Source organism: Pseudomonas sp. CFBP 13710 (assembly GCF_014842235.1).
Taxonomy (GTDB): domain Bacteria; phylum Pseudomonadota; class Gammaproteobacteria; order Pseudomonadales; family Pseudomonadaceae; genus Aquipseudomonas; species Aquipseudomonas baltica.
Map to the genome: position 1 here is coordinate 66,263 of NZ_JACYVJ010000007.1, position 19,171 is coordinate 85,433.

Genomic DNA, 19,171 nt, shown 5'->3' on the forward strand with positions numbered 1-19,171 from the left:
GCAGGCCGATGATGCTCGCCGTAGCGGTCATGGGTCGCGTCTACGCAGGCCGATGATGCTCGCCGTAGGAGCGGTCATCGGCCGCGAAGGGCTGGATGCGGTGTATCAGGTCACTCCAGGAAGGTCACGACGCCGTTGGCCAGCGACTGCACGCGCGCCAGGGACTCTACGCGATAGCCCTGTGCATCGAGCTCGGCGCGGCCGCCCTGGAAGGATTTTTCGATGACGATACCCAGCCCGGCCAGCTTGGCACCGGCCTGGTTGATGATCGAAATCAATGCCTGCGACGCCTTGCCGTTGGCCAGGAAATCATCGATCACCAACACGGTATCGCTGCTGTTCAAATGACGCGGCGAAATGGCCACGGTGCTTTCGGTCTGCTTGGTGAACGAATACACCGAAGCCACCAACAGGTTTTCCGTCAACGTCAGAGATTGATGCTTGCGCGCGAAGATCACCGGCACGCCCAGGCGCAGCCCGGCCATCACCGCCGGCGCGATACCCGAGGCCTCGATGGTGACGATCTTGGTGATCCCGGCATCGGCAAAGCGGCGAGCGAACTCGTCGCCGATCTGCTGCATCAAGAGCGGATCGATCTGGTGATTGAGAAAGGCATCGACCTTCAATACCTGATCGGAAAGCACGATGCCTTCTTCGCGAATCTTTTTGTGCAGAGCTTCCACGGTGGTTCCTCGATGTACCAATGTGCGCGGGCCGGCTGTGGCCCGGGCAGGGTTGAATTCAGCGTTTGAGCATGGCGCGGATGTCGGCCAATGCAGTATTGCCGCGCACGGCTTTGACTTCCGTGGGCGTATCGTCGTTGCCTTCCCAGGCCAGGTCGTCGGGCGGCAGCTCGTCGAGGAAGCGGCTGGGTGCGCAATCGATGATCTCACCGTACTGCTTGCGCTTGGCGGCAAAGGTGAACGCCAGGGTCTGTCGCGCGCGGGTGATGCCCACGTACGCCAGGCGGCGTTCTTCCTCGATGGTGTCGGCCTCGATACTGGAACGGTGCGGCAGGATTTCCTCTTCCATGCCCATGATGAACACGTAGGGAAACTCCAGCCCCTTGGAGGCGTGCAGAGTCATCATCTGCACGCCCTCGGCGCCGTCCTCTTCTTCCTGCTGACGTTCGAGCATGTCGCGCAGCACCAGCTTGCCGATCGCTTCCTCGACCGTCATGGCGCCGTCTTCGTCCTTCTCCAGGGTGTTCTTCAAGGCCTCGACCAGAAACCACACGTTGCTCATGCGGTAGTCGGCGGCCTTCTCGCTGGAGCTGTTGGTGCGCAGCCACTGCTCGTAGTCGATGTCCATGATCATGCTGCGCAGCGTGCCGATCGGGTCTTCACCGGCGCACTGCTCGCGGACCTTGTCCATGTAGCGCTTGAAGCGGCCCAGGCGGTCGGTGAAGCGGGCGTCCAGATGTTCGCCCAGGCCGATTTCGTCGGTGGCCGCGTACATCGAGATCTTGCGCTCGGTGGCATAGTTGCCGAGTTTCTCCAGGGTCGTCGAGCCGATTTCCCGACGCGGCACGTTGATCACGCGAAGAAAGGCATTGTCGTCGTCCGGGTTCACGATGAGGCGGAAATAGGCCATCAGATCCTTCACTTCCTGACGCCCGAAGAAGCTGTTGCCACCGCTCAGGCGATACGGAATCTGGTGGTGCTGCAACTTCAGCTCGATGAGCTTGGCCTGGTAGTTGCCCCGGTAGAGGATGGCGAAGTCACTGTAGGGCCGGTCGGTGCGCAGGTGCAGGCTGAGAATCTCGACGGCCACCCGCTCGGCCTCGGCATCTTCGTTGCGGCAGCGGATCACGCGGATTTCATCGCCGTGACCCATTTCGCTCCACAACTGTTTCTCGAACGCGTGGGGGTTGTTCGAGATGAGCACGTTGGCGCAGCGCAGGATGCGGCTGGTGGAGCGATAGTTCTGCTCCAGCATGACCACCTTCAGCGACGGGTAATCGTCCTTGAGCAGCATCAGGTTTTCCGGACGCGCGCCACGCCAGGCGTAGATCGACTGATCGTCGTCGCCGACCACGGTGAACTGGTTGCGCGTGCCGATCAACAGCTTCACCAGCAGGTACTGGCTGGCGTTGGTGTCCTGATATTCGTCCACCAGCAGGTAGCGGACCTTGTTCTGCCACTTTTCGAGAACGTCGGGGTGGTCCTGGAACAGCTTGACCGGCAGCAGGATCAGGTCGTCGAAGTCCACCGCGTTGAACGCGCGCAGCGTACGCTGGTAGTGGCTGTAGACGATGGCGGCGGTCTGCTCCTTGGGGTTGCGAGCCTGCTCCAGCGCCTGGGGCGGCAGGACCAGGTCGTTCTTCCAGGCGCCGATCATGTTCTTGATCTCGTCGACGCCGTCTTCGCCCGAGTACTCCTTCTGCATGATGTCGGTCATCAGCGCTTTCACGTCGGCTTCGTCGAAAATCGAGAAGCCTGGCTTGAAGCCCAGCCGCGCGTGTTCCTTGCGGATGACGTTGAGGCCCAGGTTGTGAAAGGTCGACACGGTCAGGCCGCGGCCCTCGCCGCCGCGCAGCAGGCTGCCGACGCGCTCTTTCATCTCGCGCGCCGCCTTGTTGGTGAAGGTCATGGCGACGATGTACTGGGCACGAATACCGCAGTTCTGGATCAGATGGGCGATCTTGCGGGTGATCACGCTGGTCTTGCCGGAGCCTGCACCGGCGAGCACCAAAAGAGGGCCGCCGACGTAGTTCACGGCTTCTTGCTGCCGGGGGTTGAGTCGGGACATGACGGGAGTCACTGACGAAATGGCCGCGCATTTTAGCACCGCTGGTTCAACTGTGCCGCGACCGCAGATCCATTAAAATTTGCCGGTTTGCCGACTTTGCAGCAGGATGTGGTTACACGTTGACACGTACTGTGGATTGGGTCTGCCCCGAGCTGCTGGCGAGGCCGTTTTTAAGCGCTATCGAATGACTGTGAAACTGTCCCAAGGAGCTCGTTTGTCTACGCCTGTCGAACCCGCGCGGCTGTTGCTGCTGGCCCAGGATCGCACCTGGGCCACGTCGCTGCGTGAGTGTCTGGCGACCCTTGGCAATGTGGCCACATTGATCGAGGCGTCCGCCTGGGATCCTGTGGCCGCGCACTTCGACAACCAGCCCGGCACCTTGCTGCTGACCACCACCGCGCTGCTGCCGGCGCCCGGCCGTTGCGCGCTGCCGATCGTGCTGCTGCTGACCCAGGAGCCGGACGAACCGCCGCCGGGTGCCAGCGACTGGTTGGTGCTGGGCGAACTCACCAGCGACACGCTGCGCCGCTGCCTGCGCCATGTGCGCGAGCGTGGCGTGCTGCAGGACACCCTGCAGCGCCTGGCCGAGCAGGACCCGCTGACCGGCATCGCCAACCGCCCCGGTTTCCAGACACTGCTTGCCGCGCGCCTGGCCGAGCAGGAGGGCCGCGGCGTAGCCCTGGGCCACCTGGACATGGACAACTTCCGCCATGCCAACGATGCACTTGGGCATCAGGCCGGCGATCGGCTGATCCTGCAGGTGGTGGCGCGCCTGAAGAAGCAGCTCGAGGCGGGCGATCAGGTCGCTCGCCTGGGCAGCGACGAGTTCGCCTTGTTGCTCGACACCCGGCGCGATCCATCGCGCGCCGAACGCCTGGCCGCCAACATCATCGAGGCCATGGCCGAGCCGTATTACGTGGACGGCGAAAGCCTGCTGATCGGCTGCAGCCTGGGCATCGCCCATGCCCGCGCCGGTGCGGGCGCCGATCCGCTGATGTGGCATGCGCACATCGCCATGCAGCAGGCCAAGAGCACCCAGGGCTGCAGCTATCATCTGTTCAACGAACGCATCAACCGTCACGCGCGCAGCCTGGCGGACCTGGAAAGCGAGCTGCGCCGCGCCCTGCGGCGTGACGAGCTGGAGCTGCACTACCAGCCGCGGCTGGACCTGAGCGGCAATACCATCGTCGGTCTCGAGGCCCTGGTGCGCTGGCGCCACCGCGAGCGTGGCGTGCTTGCCCCCGGCGAATTCGTGCCCCTGGCCGAGCAGAGTGGGCTGATCGTACCGATGGGTTACTGGGTGATTGCCCGCGCCCTGCGCGACATGCAGACCTTGCGCGATGGTGGCTTCGAACCATTGCACATGGCAATCAACCTGTCGTTCCGGCAGTTCCAGGACAGCCAGCTGCTCAGCACTCTGGGGCGCTTGATCGCCGAGCGCGGCATCGACGCCGGCTGGCTGGAATTCGAACTCACCGAAACCGCCGTGATGCGCCGCAACGACCTGGTGAAGCGGACCATGGACGCCTTGGGCTGCCTGGGCGTGCGTTTCTCCCTCGACGATTTCGGCACCGGCTTCTCCTCGTTCGTCCACCTGAGCAGCCTGCCGATCGCCTTGCTCAAGATCGACAAGAGCTTCGTCAGTGGCATGGAGCAGCGTCCGGAAAACAGCAAGTTGGTTCACGCCATGATCAACCTGGCGCACAACCTCGACCTCAAGGTCGTCGCCGAGGGCGTCGAAACCCCCGAGCAGCTGGCGTTGCTGCGCGATTTCGGCTGCGATCAGGTGCAGGGTTACCTGATCAGCCGGCCCCTGCCATTGGAGCAGCTGCAGGCATTCCTGCGATTCGGCCAGGCCCAGGCCATCAGGTCGCCAGCGCCGTAGGCCCAGCCAGGCGGCGCAGTCGGCGCATGCGCCACTCGAACGCCCAGGTCAAGGTGCAGGCCGAGCACAGCAGGCCCAGCGCCAACCCCCACCACACGCCCACCGCACCCAGCTGGAAGTGGAACGCCAGGCTCCAGGCCGCTGGCGCACCGATTGCCCAATAGCAGAAAAGCCCCACCAGAAACGTGGTCTTGGCGTCCTTGAGGCCGCGAATGGCGCCCATGGCAATGGTCTGGATGCCGTCGAACATCTCGAACCAGGCCGCCACCGCCAACAGGCTGATGGCCAGCTCGATGACACCGTGGAAGGCCGGATCGGCGCGGTCCAGAAAGACACCCACCAAAGGGCCCGGTGCGAGCCAGAACAGCAGGGCGAAGCCGAGCATCACCACCGCACCGAAGCCGATGCCGACCCGCCCGGCCAGGCGCGCAGCCAGCAAGTGCCCGGCGCCGTAGTGCTGGCCGATGCGCATGGTCACCGCGTAGGACATGCCGGCAGGCACCATGAAAGCCACCGAGATGATCTGCAGGGCAATCTGGTGCGCTGCCAGGGGCGTGCTGCCCATGGTGCCGATGCACAGTGCGGCGAAGGCGAACAGGCCGACTTCCACGGCGTAGGTGCCACCGATCGGCAGCCCCAATCGCCACAACTCGCGCAAGGCCGGCAGGTTCGGCCGGGCCAGACCCTTGAGCAGCGGGTAGGGCGTGTAGGCACGGTGATAGCGGATGTACAGCGCCAGGGCGATGGCCATCAGGTTGCTGACGATCGCGGTGACCATGCCGATGCCCACCAGGCCCAGTTTGGGCAAGCCGAACAGGCCCTCGATGAACGCATGGTTGAGCAGGTAGTTGGCTACCGTGGCAATGATGCTGATGACCATCACCGGCGTCGCCCGACCCAGCGCGGCGGTGAAGCCGCGCAGCGCCATGAAGCTCAGGAAGCCTGGCAGCGCGAAGGGCAGCAGCAAGAGGAACTGGGTGGCGAAAGCGACGTTGGCCGGAGTCTGCCCGAGCATGGCCAGGACCGGCCCCAGGTTCCACAGCAGAACCGCCGCCACCGCCGCCATGCCCCATGCCAGCCACAACCCGGCCTGGGTCAGGCGCGCCACGCCTTGCTGGTCGTTGGCACCCTTGCGGATCGACACCAGGGTGCCGACTGCAGCGATCACGCCGATGCAGAAAATCGAGACGAAGGAATAGCTGGCCGCCCCCAGGCCGCCGCCAGCCAGCGCCTCGGGGCTCAGGCGGGCCATCATCAGGGTGTCGGTCAGGACCATCAGCATGTGTGCCAGCTGCGAGGCGATCAGCGGCCCCGCCAGCCGAAGCAGGGCCTGAAGTTCGATACGTACGGTGGGCTGCATGATGAATCCGGCTCGGTCGGCTCAGGGGTGGGACGCAAGATTCTCAGCCTTGTGGCAGCGCAACGCAAATGTGATGTGTAACGTTCATGTCGCAGTGCGGCGCTCAAGTATTCTTTTGGATCGCCGATGTAGCAGTACCAATAAAATCAAGGATGGCAGGTGCAAGAAAGGTCTGGACCATCCCTGGCACTGCCTGCCACGTACACGTTTCCCAGGAGCTTCACATGTCTCAACCTCGCGCTCGTATCGCCACGCAGCTGGGCATTGCCCTGGCCGTGATCCTCGCGATCGTCATCACCGGCAGCACCGCCTTCGCCCTGCGTTCGCTGGACATCGCCAACCTGGCCATCCGCGAACAGCACATGGCCAGCGAGGCGCGGCTGCTGGCCGACCAGCTCAGCACCTTCCACAGCACCCTGCGCGACAGCACCCAGCGCCTGAGCGGGCTGTTCGAGAAGCGCTTCGCCGGCGGCCTGAGCGTGGACGCCAGCAGCCCGGTCACCGTGGCCAACCAGCAGACACCGAGCCTGCGCCTGGGCAGCCAGACCCTGAACAACGACTTCAAGGAAGTCGACGATTTCAAGCAGCTGACAGCGGGTGTCGCTACGGTGTTCGTGCGCAGCGGCGCCGAGTTCGTGCGCATCAGTACTTCCCTGACCAAGCAGGATGGCAGCCGCGCGATCGGTACCGCGCTCGACCATGCCCATCCCGCCTACCAGCGTTTGCTCGACGGCCAGAATTACATCGGCCGTGCGGTGCTGTTCGAGCGTTCCTACATGACCCAGTACACACCGGTGCGCGACGGCTCGGGCCAAGTGATCGCGGTATTGTTCGTCGGCTTCGACTACACCGACGCGCAGAACACCCAGTTCGCCAACCTGCAGCGCTTCCGCATCGGCCAGACCGGCTCGCTGGCCTTGCTCGACGAGCAGAATCGCTGGCTGGTAGCGCCAGCCAACGTCAACGACCCGGACGCTGCCGCCAAGGCATTGGCCGACCTGGCACTGCTGGATGGCAAGGGCCGGTTGTGGAACGACGGCAAGCAGGACATCTTCTCCGAAGCGGTGACATTCCCGGGCGGGCCCTGGAGCGTGGTGGCGAGCATGCCAAAGGCAGAAATCAATGCCGTGACCTGGAGCGTAGGGACGCAACTGGCGATCGGCAGCCTGCTGGCCATGCTGATCGCCGTGGGCGCAGCCATCTGGCTGCTGCGCAGCAAGCTGCGGCCTCTGGGCGAACTGGTGCGCCAGGCCGAAGCCCTGGGCGCGGGTGACCTCGATGCACGCCTGAAGGTGTCCAGCCATGACGAAATAGGCCAGCTGGCCAGCAGTTTCAACCACATGGGCGAAGCCTTGTCGAACATGGTCGTGCACATCCGCAATGCCGCCCATGAAGTCAGTGGCCGCGCGCAAACGTTGTCGAGCCTGTCGGCGGGCGCCTACGAGGGCATGGAGCACCAGTCCGGCGAGATTTCCAGCATGGCCGGCGCGGTCGAGGAATTCAGTGCGACGTCCCTGGATATCGCCGACAACATGGGCCACACCCAGCGGATGGCCCAGGACAACGCCCAGCAGACCCGCATCGGTCGAACCTCCATGGACGAGGCGTCCAATTCTCTCGAGCAGATCGCCGGCGCGCTGAACAGCACCGCTGGGGTGATCAACACGTTGGGCCAGCGCTCGCAGGAAATCGGCGGCATCGTCGGTGTGATCACCTCGATTGCCGAGCAGACCAACCTGCTGGCCCTCAACGCCGCCATCGAAGCGGCCCGTGCCGGCGAGCAGGGCCGGGGCTTTGCCGTGGTCGCCGACGAAGTGCGCAGCCTGGCCTCGCGCACCCGTCAGGCCACCGATGAAATCTCCGGCATGATCAGCAGCATCCAGAAGGAAACCGCCAACGCCATCAGCACCATGGATCAAGGCAACGTGTTGATGCGCGAAGGCCTGACGCGCAACGCCAAGGTCGCCCAGGCGTTGGCGCAGATCGACGAGCAGAGCCGTTCGGCCGGGAATCAGTTCGATGCCATCAGCACCGCCACCCAGGAGCAGAGCAGCACGGCCACCATGCTCAGCAGCAACCTGCAGAGCATTGCCATGACCAACGGCGAGCAGCGCGAGGTGGTGTCCAACCTGGCCCAGACCGCCCGCGAGCTGGAAGGCCTGGCCGCAGAGCTGCGCCAGGAAGTGAACCGTTTCCGTGTAGGCGGTGCCCGCTAGCGGCAGGCTCCGCCGCGACCGGCCTCAGTTCAGCGCGGCAAGGCCCAGTGCGCGGGCGCAGTCGTCCAGCGAGCGCTGCTGGGTCTGGGCGTACAGCGCGAGCTCGTCGAGTACCGTTCGGCCCAGGGCCTGATGGAACGCCTCCTGGCTCGACCCCAAACCATAGTCGGCCTGGGCATCGTCGCCCAGGTTGGACTGGAAGATGCCTGCGGCGCTGACCGGCAGGAAATCTTCGTAGACCAAGGGCTCGCAGCGAATCGCGCCATTGTCCAGCAGACCTTTCAGCGTCGTCTGGCCCGCGCTGGGCTGGCCGCTGGCGAAATAGCGAAAGAACGCCAGGTCCTGCTCGCGCATCTGGCCCAGATCATCCGGAAACTCACTGAACTGCTTGCCCAGCAGACGCATGTACTCGTCGGCATTGGTCTCGCTGGGGAACCCGGCAAGCGCGCTGCGCGAGGCGTTCAGCAAGCGATCGTACAGCGCACGCCCCTTGGGCGTCAGCGCCGCGCCGCGTTGCTCGATCTCGCCGAAGCGCGCGGTGTGGCTGCCTTCGGCGACAGCGGCCTGATCGGTGAAGGCGACCTTTTCCTGCAGCGCCTTGAAGCTGGTCTGCCGCAACAGGATGGCATGGCGACGCGGCGGCGGCCCTTCGATGACGGCCTTGGGTGTGATCCCGCGCGCGGGCATCAGCGCCTGCACCTTGTCGATGTCCAGCGTGCGCGGGGTCAGGTGATTGATGTGCGGCCCCTTGAACGCCACCACATCGGCGATCAGTCGATGGGCGTCGTGCAGGCGTTGATACTGGTCCGCTGTCACCGTGGCGTCGTGGTGCCAGCGGAAGGTTTCCAGGGCCTGCTCGACGAACGCATCGGCGTCGGCTTGGTCGAGGCCGCCGTCGCGCTCGAATCGCTCGATCAGGGCCAGGCACGGCGAGGTGAATATCTGCCGCTGCGCCAGCAGGTGGGTGGCCTGTTCGCGCAATGCGGCATCCTCGATCAGTTCCAGACGCAGCAGGGACGTGAACACGCGAAACGGGCTTACCTGCAAAGACTGTTCGTGCACCGCGCGAAATGCCGTGGAGTGCACCGGCACACCCGCCGAGGTGAGATCGTAGTAGCCCACCGGTTGCATGCCCATCACCGCGAACAGCCGAGCGATGGTTGCCAGCTCTGCGGCGGTGCCGACCCGAATCGCGCCATGGCGCTCGGCATCCAGACGCTCGATCTCGCCGGTGCGCGCCAGGGACGCGGCCAAATCCGGCTGTTGTTCCAGACCCTGGCGATTGACTTCGCCGACCAGGCTCATCAAGTCGCCATACAACGGCACTTCGTTCTTGTACATCTCGGACATGGCGCGGGAAAACGCGGCACGGGTCTGGTCGGGGCTGACGAAAGGCATGGCGAACTCCTGGCGCAAAGGGCTGGAAGTATGAAAGCGGGGAATGACCTGCGCGATCAAGCGAAAAAAAGTGCGGGGGTCATTCCCGCAGGTCGGCTTCGCTGTCGTTCATGCTGCGCCGCTAGTGGGCGATCTGCCCCAGAATCCAGTCGACCAGCGCGCGCACCTTCGGCACTTCCGCGGCGTGTTCGGCAAAGGCGACGAAATGCGCGCCCTGGCTGCTCATGGTGTGCGGCCAGGGCATGACCAGGTTGCCGCTGGCCAGGTGGTTCTCTGCCAGGTAGCGCGGCACCAGGGCCACGCCACAGCCGGACAGGGCAGCGCTGAGGCACATGTAGAAGGTATCGAAGCGCGGGCCGTGGTAGCTGTTCTGGGCGCTCAGGCCTTGCTCCAGAAACCACTCGTGCCACGCCTCGGGGCGCGACGTGCATTGCATCAATACCAGCTCGGCCAACTGTTCGGCGTGGGTCAGCGGCTGATCGAGCAGGTCGGGCGCGCACACCGGCACCACCTGATCGTCGAACAACTCGATGCAGGTCGCTCCGGGCCAGGTGCCCTGGCCGAAGAAAAACCCCACGTCGGCCTTGGCCTGCAGCAAGGCGAACGGCTCGAGTTCGTTGCGGATGTCCAGATGGATATTGGGGTGCGCCTTGCCGAAACCCTTGAGCTTGGGGATCAGCCAGCCCACGCCGAAGCTGGGCTGGGTGGCGACGGTGAGCACTTCGGTTTCGTCGCCGTAGGACAGGATGTAGCGGCTGGAAATGTCCACCTGAGTGAGGATCTTGTTCACTTCGGCCAGGTACAGCGAGCCGGCCGGTGTCAGTTGCAGGCGTCGGCGGATGCGCAGGAACAGGTGGTGACGCAGCATGTCTTCGAGCTGCGCAACCTGCTTGCTCACCGCGCTCTGGGTCAGGTGCAGTTCTTCCGCTGCGCGGGTGAAGCTCAGGTGGCGGGCGGCCGCTTCGAAGCACTGCAAGGCCGTCATCGAAGGAACAAGGCGTTTTGACATGGAGGCATCGCCGCAAGGTCATGAGGTGAGGGAATGATATATGGAATATTGCTCCGTTGTGGTGGTCTGGCCTGCGGATTAATACTGATCTCAATCCGTTCTTATCGTTAAAGCCTTGTGAGGAGAAAACAATGGTCGATGGCCTGCTCGAAAGCCTGGGTGTTGCGGCGAGTGCATTCAAGGATGGCAACCATCCTGTTCACACCCCAATCGACGGCAGCCAGATCGCCTCGGTGAGCCTGGAATCCAAGGCGCAGGTCGTGGCCAAGATCGAGCTGGGGCATAGCGCTTTCCTGGCCTGGCGTACCGTGCCGGCCCCCCGTCGTGGCGAGCTGGTGCGCCTGTTCGGCGAAGTCCTGCGCGCACACAAGGCCCAGCTCGGTGAGCTGGTCTCGGTCGAAGCGGGCAAGATCACCCAGGAAGGGCTGGGTGAAGTGCAGGAAATGATCGACATCTGCGATTTCGCCGTCGGCCTGTCTCGCCAGCTGTACGGCCTGACCATCGCTTCCGAGCGCCCAGGTCACCATATGCGTGAAACCTGGCAGCCGCTGGGCGTGGTCGGCGTGATCAGCGCCTTCAACTTCCCGGTGGCGGTGTGGGCATGGAACACTGCCCTGGCCCTGGTGGCCGGTGATTCGGTGATCTGGAAACCATCGGAAAAGACCCCGCTGACCGCGCTGGCCTGCCAGGCGCTGTTCGACAAGGCCCTGCAGCAGTTCGGCGATGCGCCCGAAGGCCTGGCGCAATTGATCATCGGCGATCGCGAAGCGGGCGAGGCGCTGGTCGATGACCCGCGCGTCGCCCTGGTCAGCGCCACCGGCAGCACCCGCATGGGTCGCGAAGTGGGTCCACGGGTCGCTGCGCGCTTCGGCCGCACCATCCTCGAACTGGGCGGCAACAACGCCATGATCCTGGCCCCCAGCGCCGACCTCGACCTGGCCGTGCGCGGCATTCTCTTCAGTGCCGTGGGCACCGCTGGCCAGCGCTGCACCACCTTGCGCCGGGTGATCGTGCACAGCTCGATCAAGGACGAAGTGGTTGCTCGGGTCAAGGCGGCTTATGCCAAGGTACGTATCGGCGATCCACGCAAGGACAATCTGGTCGGCCCGCTGATCGACAAGCAATCCTTCGATGCCATGCAGGGTGCCCTGGCCAAGGCGCGTGACGAGGGGGGCGAAGTGTTCGGCGGTGAGCGTCAGTTGGCCGATCAATACCCGAACGCCTATTACGTCGCACCCGCCATCGTTGAAATGCCTGGTCAATCGGATGTCGTGCGCCATGAAACCTTCGCGCCGATCCTGTATGTATTGAGCTACGAAGACTTCGACGAGGCCCTGCGCCTGAACAACGAAGTGCCACAGGGCCTGTCCTCGTGCATCTTCACCACCGACCTGCGTGAAGCCGAGCGATTCCAGAGCGCAGCGGGCAGCGACTGCGGCATCGCCAACGTCAACATCGGCACCAGCGGCGCGGAAATCGGCGGTGCCTTCGGCGGCGAAAAGGAAACCGGCGGCGGACGCGAATCCGGCTCCGATGCCTGGAAAGCCTACATGCGCCGCCAGACCAACACCGTCAACTACTCGCGCGAACTGCCGCTGGCCCAGGGCATCGTGTTTGATTGATGGTTGAGTGATGTGGGAGCGGGCTCTGCCCGCGATGACGACGGCGCGGTCCGAACCCGATTTCCCTGGCTTGGAATGAGTCATGAGCGAACTACGGCAACAATGTCTTTGGGAACACGTCACCGCCAAACCTGCCCACACTCCTGGGCTGGCCAGTGCATTACGCGCTGACGTTTGCGTGATCGGCGGCGGCATCACCGGGTTGTGCGCTGCCATCGAGTTGCTGGAGCAGGGCAAGCGTGTGGTGCTGCTCGATGCCAGTGAAATCGGCACCGGCGGCTCGGGCCGCAACGTCGGGCTGGTCAACGCCGGCACCTGGATTCCGCCCGACGAAGTCGAGCAGACCCTGGGCAGTGCGGTGGGCGGTCGTCTCAACAGCGTGCTCGGCGGCGCGCCGGCTGAAGTGTTCGCGCTGATCAAGCGCTATGGCATCGACTGCCAGGCGCACAACGACGGCACCCTGCACATGGCTCACAACGCCAATGGCGTGGCCGACCTGAAATCGCGCTGCGAGCAATGGCAGCGGCGCGGCGCCGACGTCGAGCTGCTCACCGGGGCGCAATGCGTGGACTACTGCGGCACTGAAAAGATCGAAGCGGCCTTGCTCGACCGGCGCGCCGGTACCATCAACCCCATGGCTTATACCCGTGGCCTGGGCTCGGCCGTCGAGCGCCTGGGCGGGCAGGTGTTCCAGCACTCGCCGGTGTTGGGCCTGGAACAGCAGGGTGGTGGCTGGCTGGTCAAGACTGCCAAAGGCGAAGTCAACGCCGACAAGGTACTGATCTCCACCGGCGCCTACACCGAAGGCGACTGGTGCAACCTGCATGGCCAGTTCTTCCGTGGTTACTACTACCAGGTGGCTTCCAAGCCTCTGCACTCGGCCGCGGCAGACGCCGTGCTCAAACACGGACAGGGTTCCTGGGACACCCGCCTGGTACTGAGCAGCATTCGCCGTGACGACGATGGCCGTTTGTTGCTCGGCAGCATGGGCCGCGTGGACAACAAGCCGGCCTGGTTCATCCGCCGCTGGGCCGACCGCATCCAGACCCATTACTTTCCCCAACTGGGCACGGTCGAATGGGAAATGCACTGGACCGGCTGCATCGACTTCACCCCCGACCACCTCATGCGCCTGTTCGAACCCGCCCCGGGGCTGGTTTCGGTCACCGGCTACAACGGCCGCGGCAACACCACCGGCACCGTCGTGGGCAAGGCCTTGGCGCAGTTTCTGCTGCATGGCCAGGCCGACAGGCTGCCCCTGCCGTTCTGCACGGATAAACCCGTTTCGGTACCGAGCCTGCGCACCGGCGTCTATGAAACCGGCTTCTCGCTCTACCACGCCGGCCAAGTCCTGCGCGTGGTTTTGTAGCCTCAACCCCTGTGGCAGCGGCGCAAGCCGCGTTGGCCCCGATCGCGTCCCGACAGATACACCGCACCCACCGCCGACGCGGCTCGCGCCGCTGCTACAGAGGTATCGCAATCCCCCGCCGGCGTGGTGAGCCCCGAACACCGCATTCACGACCGACGTGGTGATGAATGAATACCCAATCCCCTGTAGCAGCGGCGCAAGCCGCGTCGGCGGTATCCCCGATGGGCGTGCTGAAACGCAATGACGCCTGGCGTCTTACCGATCACTGCGCCGACGGCCGATACTGCAACGCCTCCGCCACATGCGTCCGCTCGATGTCTTTCGCCTGCTCAAGATCCGCCAGCGTACGAGCCACCTTCAACAACCGGTGCGCCGCCCGCAGCGACAGCGTCAGCCGTTCACAGGCGGTTTCCAGCCAGCGCTCATCTTCGACCGACAACCTGCAATGCTCGCGCAACCCCGGCAGATCGAGAAAGGCATTGGCACACCCCTGACGCCGACTCTGCAACTCGCGCGCCTCGGCCACCTTGCTGGCAGCACTGGCCGTATTCTCACCCGCCTGTGGCACATGGCTCAGCGCCGTCGCCTCGCGCGCTACCGTCAGATGCAGATCGATCCGGTCGAGCAACGGCCCGGACAGCTTGTTGCGGTACCGCTGAATCTGGTCGCTGCCGCATTGGCATTTGCCGCTGGGGTCACCCAGATACCCACACGGGCACGGGTTCATCGCCGCCACCAACTGGAACCGCGCCGGAAAACGGATCTTGTCCCGCGCCCGCGCAATCACGATCTCTCCGCTTTCCAGGGGTTCGCGCAAGACTTCCAGTACCTTCCTGTCGAACTCCGGCAATTCATCGAGAAACAGCACGCCATGATGCGCCAGGGTGATTTCTCCTGGCTGCGGCCGACTGCCACCGCCTACCAAGGCAGCGCCCGAGGCCGAATGATGAGGATGCCGAAAGGGCCGCTGCGGCCAGTTCTTCAGCGGCACATGGCTGGCCACCGACTGAATGGCCGCCACCTCCAGCGCTTCGCGCTCGTCCAGCGGCGGCAGCAATCCGGGCAATCGACTGGCGAGCAAGGTCTTGCCCGTTCCCGGTGGGCCGCTGAACAACAGGTTGTGCGCGCCAGCAGCGGCCACCAGCAGCGCACGCTTGGCCGCAACCTGGCCCTGCACTTCGCTCAGGTCCGGATAAGGCTTGCTCAACAGCAGCAGGCCATTGGCATTGAAAGGACTGATCGGGTTGCGCCCATTGAAGTGACTGACCAGCTGCATCAGATCATCCGCGGCAATCACCGTCAGGTTCGAGGCCAGCGCTGCCTCTTCGGCGTTATCCCTGGGCACGATCAGCGTTCGCCCCGCATCGCGAGCGGCGAGGGCAGCGGGCAAGACACCCTGCACCGGCCGCACGGCGCCCGACAGCGCCAGCTCGCCCAGGCATTCCACGTTATCCAGGGTAATGGCCGGAATCTGCCCGCTGCCCGCCAGGATACCCAGCGCAATGGCCAGGTCGAACCGCCCGCCGTCCTTCGGCAGATCCGCCGGCGCCAGGTTCAGGGTGATCCGCCGCGCCGGAAACTCCAGCCCCGAATTGAGAATCGCGCTGCGCACCCGATCCTTGCTCTCCTTGACCGAGGCCTCCGGCAGCCCCACCAGCGTCAGCGCCGGCAGCCCATTGGCCAGATGCGCCTCGACCGTGACCGCAGGCGCACCCACACCCACCTGAGCCCGGCTGTGAACGATAGCGAGAGACATGCATGCTCCATGCGTTGAAAGATGAACCGCTTCCTGCGGTGGTGGTGCGAGGGTAGTGGATGAGGGCGGGTATGCCAGTGGGGAAGTGATTCACGGTGCTACTGATTGGAAGTTGCTGTCAGTTCACCTCGCAGGAGGTGGCATACGCTCCTACGTCTGGTTGAAACCTCTCATGGCCATGATGATGAAGAACGCACCGATACACGTAACGATGCTTATAGAGTGTCCAAAGACCAGGTAGTCCAGTGCTATCGTAAATAGCGGTACCAAATAGAATAAAAAGCTAACTTGGCTGGCCGACCTAGATGACAGCATATAAAACAACAGGAGTACGGCGAGCGTTGAGACAACAAGGATCATCCACGCTGCCGACATCATGAAGGTAGGTGTAATGTCGAGCCGGACAGTCGTTAATGGTAGTGCTGTTATAAAGACACTTGCGGCGATCAGGTTTTGATAAAAAGCAGATACCATAGGGTCAATGCTCAATTTTTTTTGCATGACCGAGCCGAGAGTGATCGCTATGACAGAAACCCATGCGAATGCCAATCCCGCTAATGTGAAACCGCTGACATTTTTGGCGCCTATCACCGCGAGCACTAGGCCACCTAACCCTAGCGCTAGGAAGAGAAACCGATGGCGGGCAATGGGCTCGCCCGCTATCAACGGAGTAAGCAATGGCTGTAATCCCAATACCAGCGCCAGCAGCCCTGGAGTCAGGCCGTGGTCCAAGGCAAGGAAGTAGGCTGATTGATAAAAAACTTGCAGTAGAAGTCCTGTGACGAGCGTTTTTAGCAAGAGGTTGACAGGTAATGATAGCTTGGACCTTATGCCTGCTCCTCCGCTATACAGTGTGCACAAAACCAACACCGCCAGCAGAGCACCTGATGCGCGGATAGCCAGGAAAACTGAAACCGAAGCGTCTTCCAACCCTAGCTTGGCAAACACGGCTCCACTGCTCCACGCCAGCAGGAATAAAAGAGGCAAGCAACTCTGTAAGGCGATCATCATACCGCGCCCTTAGTTACGCCAGTCGTTGATCCTGAAGCGTTCGTTGATCGACCTATGTTCGACCAGATAATGTTTGAGGGCCTGCATCCTGGCCGCTACTTCTTGATCGCCGGCACGTAATGCCGCATCCCTTATCCAGTCGTAACACGCCAGAACAGGAATGTCATACTTGAAGTGGTACTTTGACAGGGCAAAGATAATATCTTTCATTGTATGGCGGCTGATGATCACGGCCACTGCGTCTATGATTCCTTCAATGCGGCTTTCCGCTATCGCCGCTCGCGTGATATCAATTCTCTGCTCTAGAGGTAATAATTTTGAAGATTGCAAGAGCACAGATCGCTGTTCGTCTTCCGGCCCAAGCAGAAAGTCCAAGCACAGAAACATCCGGCTCTTCAGGCCAACATTGATAGCGGCGTGATTCACCGCTGCGTCAAGAAACCAGACTTCGCCCGATTTCATTTGAAATACACCTGTTTCATCGGAATGAAAAGCTTCAGAGTTATCTTCAAGCGGTACAAATAAGCGCAAATATTGGTGTTGTCCATCAAACTCGACGAAGTCCCGATGCGGAATAACCATGCCATCGACAAGGCTGCGTGCGCGGACCATCTTCAAATCGTCAAATTTAAAGTTTTCAACTATCAAGCGATTGATTTCAACGCACGTTGTCAAGTGTGAGGTTGGTCGACATTCGCTAGTGTTCCGGTAGGTGCTATCACCACAGTCTCCGGAAGCATTGTAAAGCGATATGTTCTTCCAATGCCCTTGACCAAACTCGTCGTAGGCTTCAGGGATTTTTTCGATACCATTCAGATGCTTTATTTCACTTTCAATATTGTAAGAAGCTATGTCTATTTTTCCGATGATGGTGGATGTCATATTGCACTCCTTGTGCTTTTGATGCGCCAATATTAGCGGCTTGATTGATCGGCTGTGTACGAGAAATGATGATGAGAGGTATCTTGAAACGTGATAACCGATAAAATTGTGAATTTAGATCACAACCAGCTCCGAGCGTTCGTGACGGTCGTGGACACCAAGAGTTTTTCCAGGGCCGCTTTGCGATTGCACAGGGTGCAGTCAGCGGTCAGTCAACAGATACAAAAGCTGGAGGCTCAACTACAAGTACGGTTATTCAAAAGAGATACGCATGGCCTTGAACTGACGGCTAGCGGGGAGCGGTTGTTGTCCTATGCTCTACGCCTGCTTGAGGTCAACGATCGGGCAGTGTCAGAGCTTACAGGCCAGCGCTCCGTTCGGGTGATTCGTATCGGCACCTCAGACGTCTATGCATCAAGTTATCTATCTGAGTTGTTGCGCGCATTTCTTGCAACAGATACATCAGAGGTGAATTTTGAGGTTGTTACAGGATACGGCGTTGACATATGGAAGCTTTACGAGCTTGGACAGCTTGATCTCGTCTTGACCCAGGCCTGTCCTCATCATATAAACGCCGAACTTGTTTATACCGAAACACTCGCTTGGGTATGCTCAACAGCGAGTAACGTTGCGTCTATTGAGCCGCTACCCTTGGCATTGTTCACTTCCGGATGCGGCGACCGTGCTGTGGCGCTGAGTGCGCTGGATCGGGTGCGTAAGGCATATAGCGTCGGCCTACAGAGCACAACGTATGCTGGCATTTTAGCCGCAATCGGTTCTGGTCGCTATGTATCGGCTGTTCTCCCCAGCTCGATGACGGGTGACTATCGCGCGCTAGGCCCGGATGATGGATTTCCACGGCTTGGCCGAGTGGGCTTGTCGCTCGCTTGCCGCAGCGACGCCAACTCAAACGTACTGCAACATTTCAGTGAAATAGTACGTAGCTACTTCAAACACCTCGAGCAGCAGAAAAGTCCGTTACCCCACCTCGATCTCCCATGAACGCCTCCAGCCGCGACCGCAACCACCGCTCCGCCGGATCCGTATCGGTGATGCTCAACCACACCATCGACAAATCCAGCGTCGGCGCATCGAACGGTAGCGGTTCGTCGAACAGGTTTCCATGGGCGGCCATCGCGGTGGCGGCGTAGTCGGGCAGGCCGGCGAGCATGTCGGTGCCGGCTAGCAGGGCGGGCAGCGAGCTGAACTGGGGCACCGACAGCACCACTTGGCGGGTGCGGCCGATTTCCTGCAGCCACTCATCGGCGATACCGCTGGTGTGCGCAGTCGGTGACACCAGTACGTGGGGCCGGGCGCAGTATTCGTCCAGGGTCAGAGGGGTGGCCGATTTATCGGCGCGCAGCACGCGGGGGCGCATGCGGCGTAATAGTTTGCGCTTGGCATTGGCCGGCAGGCCGCGGGTCTGGCTGATGCCCACGGTGATGTCGCCGGAGGCGAGCAGGTCGGGAATGCGCCAGTAATCCACGTGCTGCACCACGATCACCACTTTCGGCGCCTCGGTGCGCAGTGCGCGCAGCACTTGCGGCAGCAGGCCGAACTCGACGTCGTCGGACAGGCCGATGCGGAAGGTCATGGTGCTTACGGCCGGGTCGAAATCATGGGTCAGGCTCAGCGCCACCGACATCGCGTCCAGCGCGGGGGAGAGGTGCCGAATGATTTCCTCGGCGCGCGCGGTGGGTTCCATGCGATGGCCGATGCGGATGAACAGCGGGTCGTTGAACAGGGCGCGCAGTCGGTTCAGGGCTGAACTGACCGTGGGCTGGCCGAGGAACAGCTTTTCCGCGACGCGGGTGACGTTGCGCTCGAGCATGAGGGCTTCGAACACCACCATCAGGTTGATATCGGCCTTGCGCAGCTCGTTGCGGTTCATCGAAGCACGTCCCTGCTGTTC

General features: G+C 62.4%; 14 protein-coding genes. 5 read left to right on the forward strand and 9 right to left on the reverse strand.

Features of this window, described 5'->3' with window-relative positions; translation table 11 throughout:
* Positions 1-110: 110 nt before the first annotated feature.
* Positions 111-683, reverse strand: a complete 573-nt coding sequence (locus tag IFT44_RS15765) for a xanthine phosphoribosyltransferase (RefSeq protein WP_122716026.1) — start codon at positions 681-683, stop codon at positions 111-113.
* Positions 684-741: 58 nt separating this feature from the next.
* Complete coding sequence (gene rep, locus IFT44_RS15770) at positions 742-2,751, reverse strand: DNA helicase Rep (protein WP_122479945.1); 2,010 nt, start codon at positions 2,749-2,751, stop codon at positions 742-744.
* A 214-nt stretch (positions 2,752-2,965) separates the two neighbouring features.
* Between rep and IFT44_RS15775 the strand changes: the two genes are divergently transcribed.
* Positions 2,966-4,636 carry a putative bifunctional diguanylate cyclase/phosphodiesterase gene (locus IFT44_RS15775; protein ID WP_122479944.1) on the forward strand — a complete coding sequence of 557 codons (1,671 nt, stop codon included), beginning with the start codon at positions 2,966-2,968 and terminating at the stop codon, positions 4,634-4,636.
* Here the strand turns inward: IFT44_RS15775 and IFT44_RS15780 are convergent.
* A complete protein-coding gene (locus tag IFT44_RS15780; RefSeq protein ID WP_192055108.1) occupies positions 4,617-5,996 on the reverse strand; it encodes a NorM family multidrug efflux MATE transporter in 1,380 nt (459 codons plus the stop codon). The two genes, IFT44_RS15775 and IFT44_RS15780, sit on opposite strands and share 20 nt — an antisense overlap.
* A gap of 224 nt (positions 5,997-6,220) precedes the next feature.
* Here IFT44_RS15780 and IFT44_RS15785 point away from each other — a divergent pair, with 224 nt between their 5' ends.
* The gene (locus IFT44_RS15785; protein ID WP_192059360.1) at positions 6,221-8,212 is read left to right on the forward strand and encodes a methyl-accepting chemotaxis protein; all 1,992 of its coding nucleotides are present in this window, start codon (positions 6,221-6,223) and stop codon (positions 8,210-8,212) included.
* A gap of 24 nt (positions 8,213-8,236) precedes the next feature.
* On the opposite strand, the gene hglS is transcribed toward IFT44_RS15785, so the two are convergent.
* Positions 8,237-9,610, reverse strand: coding sequence for a 2-oxoadipate dioxygenase/decarboxylase HglS (gene hglS / locus IFT44_RS15790; RefSeq protein ID WP_192176202.1), 1,374 nt, complete (start codon positions 9,608-9,610; stop codon positions 8,237-8,239).
* 121 nt (positions 9,611-9,731) lie between these two features.
* Positions 9,732-10,619 (reverse strand): LysR substrate-binding domain-containing protein, encoded by an 888-nt coding sequence (locus tag IFT44_RS15795; RefSeq protein ID WP_192103109.1) that lies wholly within the window; start codon positions 10,617-10,619, stop codon positions 9,732-9,734.
* A 131-nt stretch (positions 10,620-10,750) separates the two neighbouring features.
* Here IFT44_RS15795 and amaB point away from each other — a divergent pair, with 131 nt between their 5' ends.
* Positions 10,751-12,241, forward strand: coding sequence for an L-piperidine-6-carboxylate dehydrogenase (gene amaB / locus IFT44_RS15800; protein WP_192103112.1), 1,491 nt, complete (start codon positions 10,751-10,753; stop codon positions 12,239-12,241).
* 82 nt (positions 12,242-12,323) lie between these two features.
* Positions 12,324-13,610, forward strand: coding sequence for an L-pipecolate oxidase (amaA, locus tag IFT44_RS15805; protein ID WP_192176203.1), 1,287 nt, complete (start codon positions 12,324-12,326; stop codon positions 13,608-13,610).
* Between the two features lie 262 nt (positions 13,611-13,872).
* Here amaA and IFT44_RS15810 read toward each other — a convergent pair whose 3' ends face one another.
* From IFT44_RS15810 to IFT44_RS15820, 3 genes are all read right to left on the reverse strand, one after another.
* Positions 13,873-15,366, reverse strand: a complete 1,494-nt coding sequence (locus IFT44_RS15810) for a YifB family Mg chelatase-like AAA ATPase (protein ID WP_192176204.1) — start codon at positions 15,364-15,366, stop codon at positions 13,873-13,875.
* Between the two features lie 150 nt (positions 15,367-15,516).
* On the reverse strand, positions 15,517-16,377 hold the full coding sequence (locus IFT44_RS15815) for a DMT family transporter (RefSeq protein ID WP_197975888.1): 861 nt from the start codon (positions 16,375-16,377) through the stop codon (positions 15,517-15,519).
* Between the two features lie 9 nt (positions 16,378-16,386).
* Positions 16,387-17,259 carry an aspartyl/asparaginyl beta-hydroxylase domain-containing protein gene (locus IFT44_RS15820; RefSeq protein WP_192137840.1) on the reverse strand — a complete coding sequence of 291 codons (873 nt, stop codon included), beginning with the start codon at positions 17,257-17,259 and terminating at the stop codon, positions 16,387-16,389.
* Between the two features lie 90 nt (positions 17,260-17,349).
* On the opposite strand from IFT44_RS15820, the gene IFT44_RS15825 reads away from it, so the two are divergent.
* A complete protein-coding gene (locus IFT44_RS15825; RefSeq protein ID WP_192176205.1) occupies positions 17,350-18,261 on the forward strand; it encodes a LysR family transcriptional regulator in 912 nt (303 codons plus the stop codon).
* Here the strand turns inward: IFT44_RS15825 and IFT44_RS15830 are convergent.
* Positions 18,209-19,150, reverse strand: coding sequence for a LysR family transcriptional regulator (locus IFT44_RS15830; RefSeq protein WP_192176206.1), 942 nt, complete (start codon positions 19,148-19,150; stop codon positions 18,209-18,211). The genes IFT44_RS15825 and IFT44_RS15830 overlap by 53 nt on opposite strands.
* Positions 19,151-19,171 lie beyond the last annotated feature (21 nt).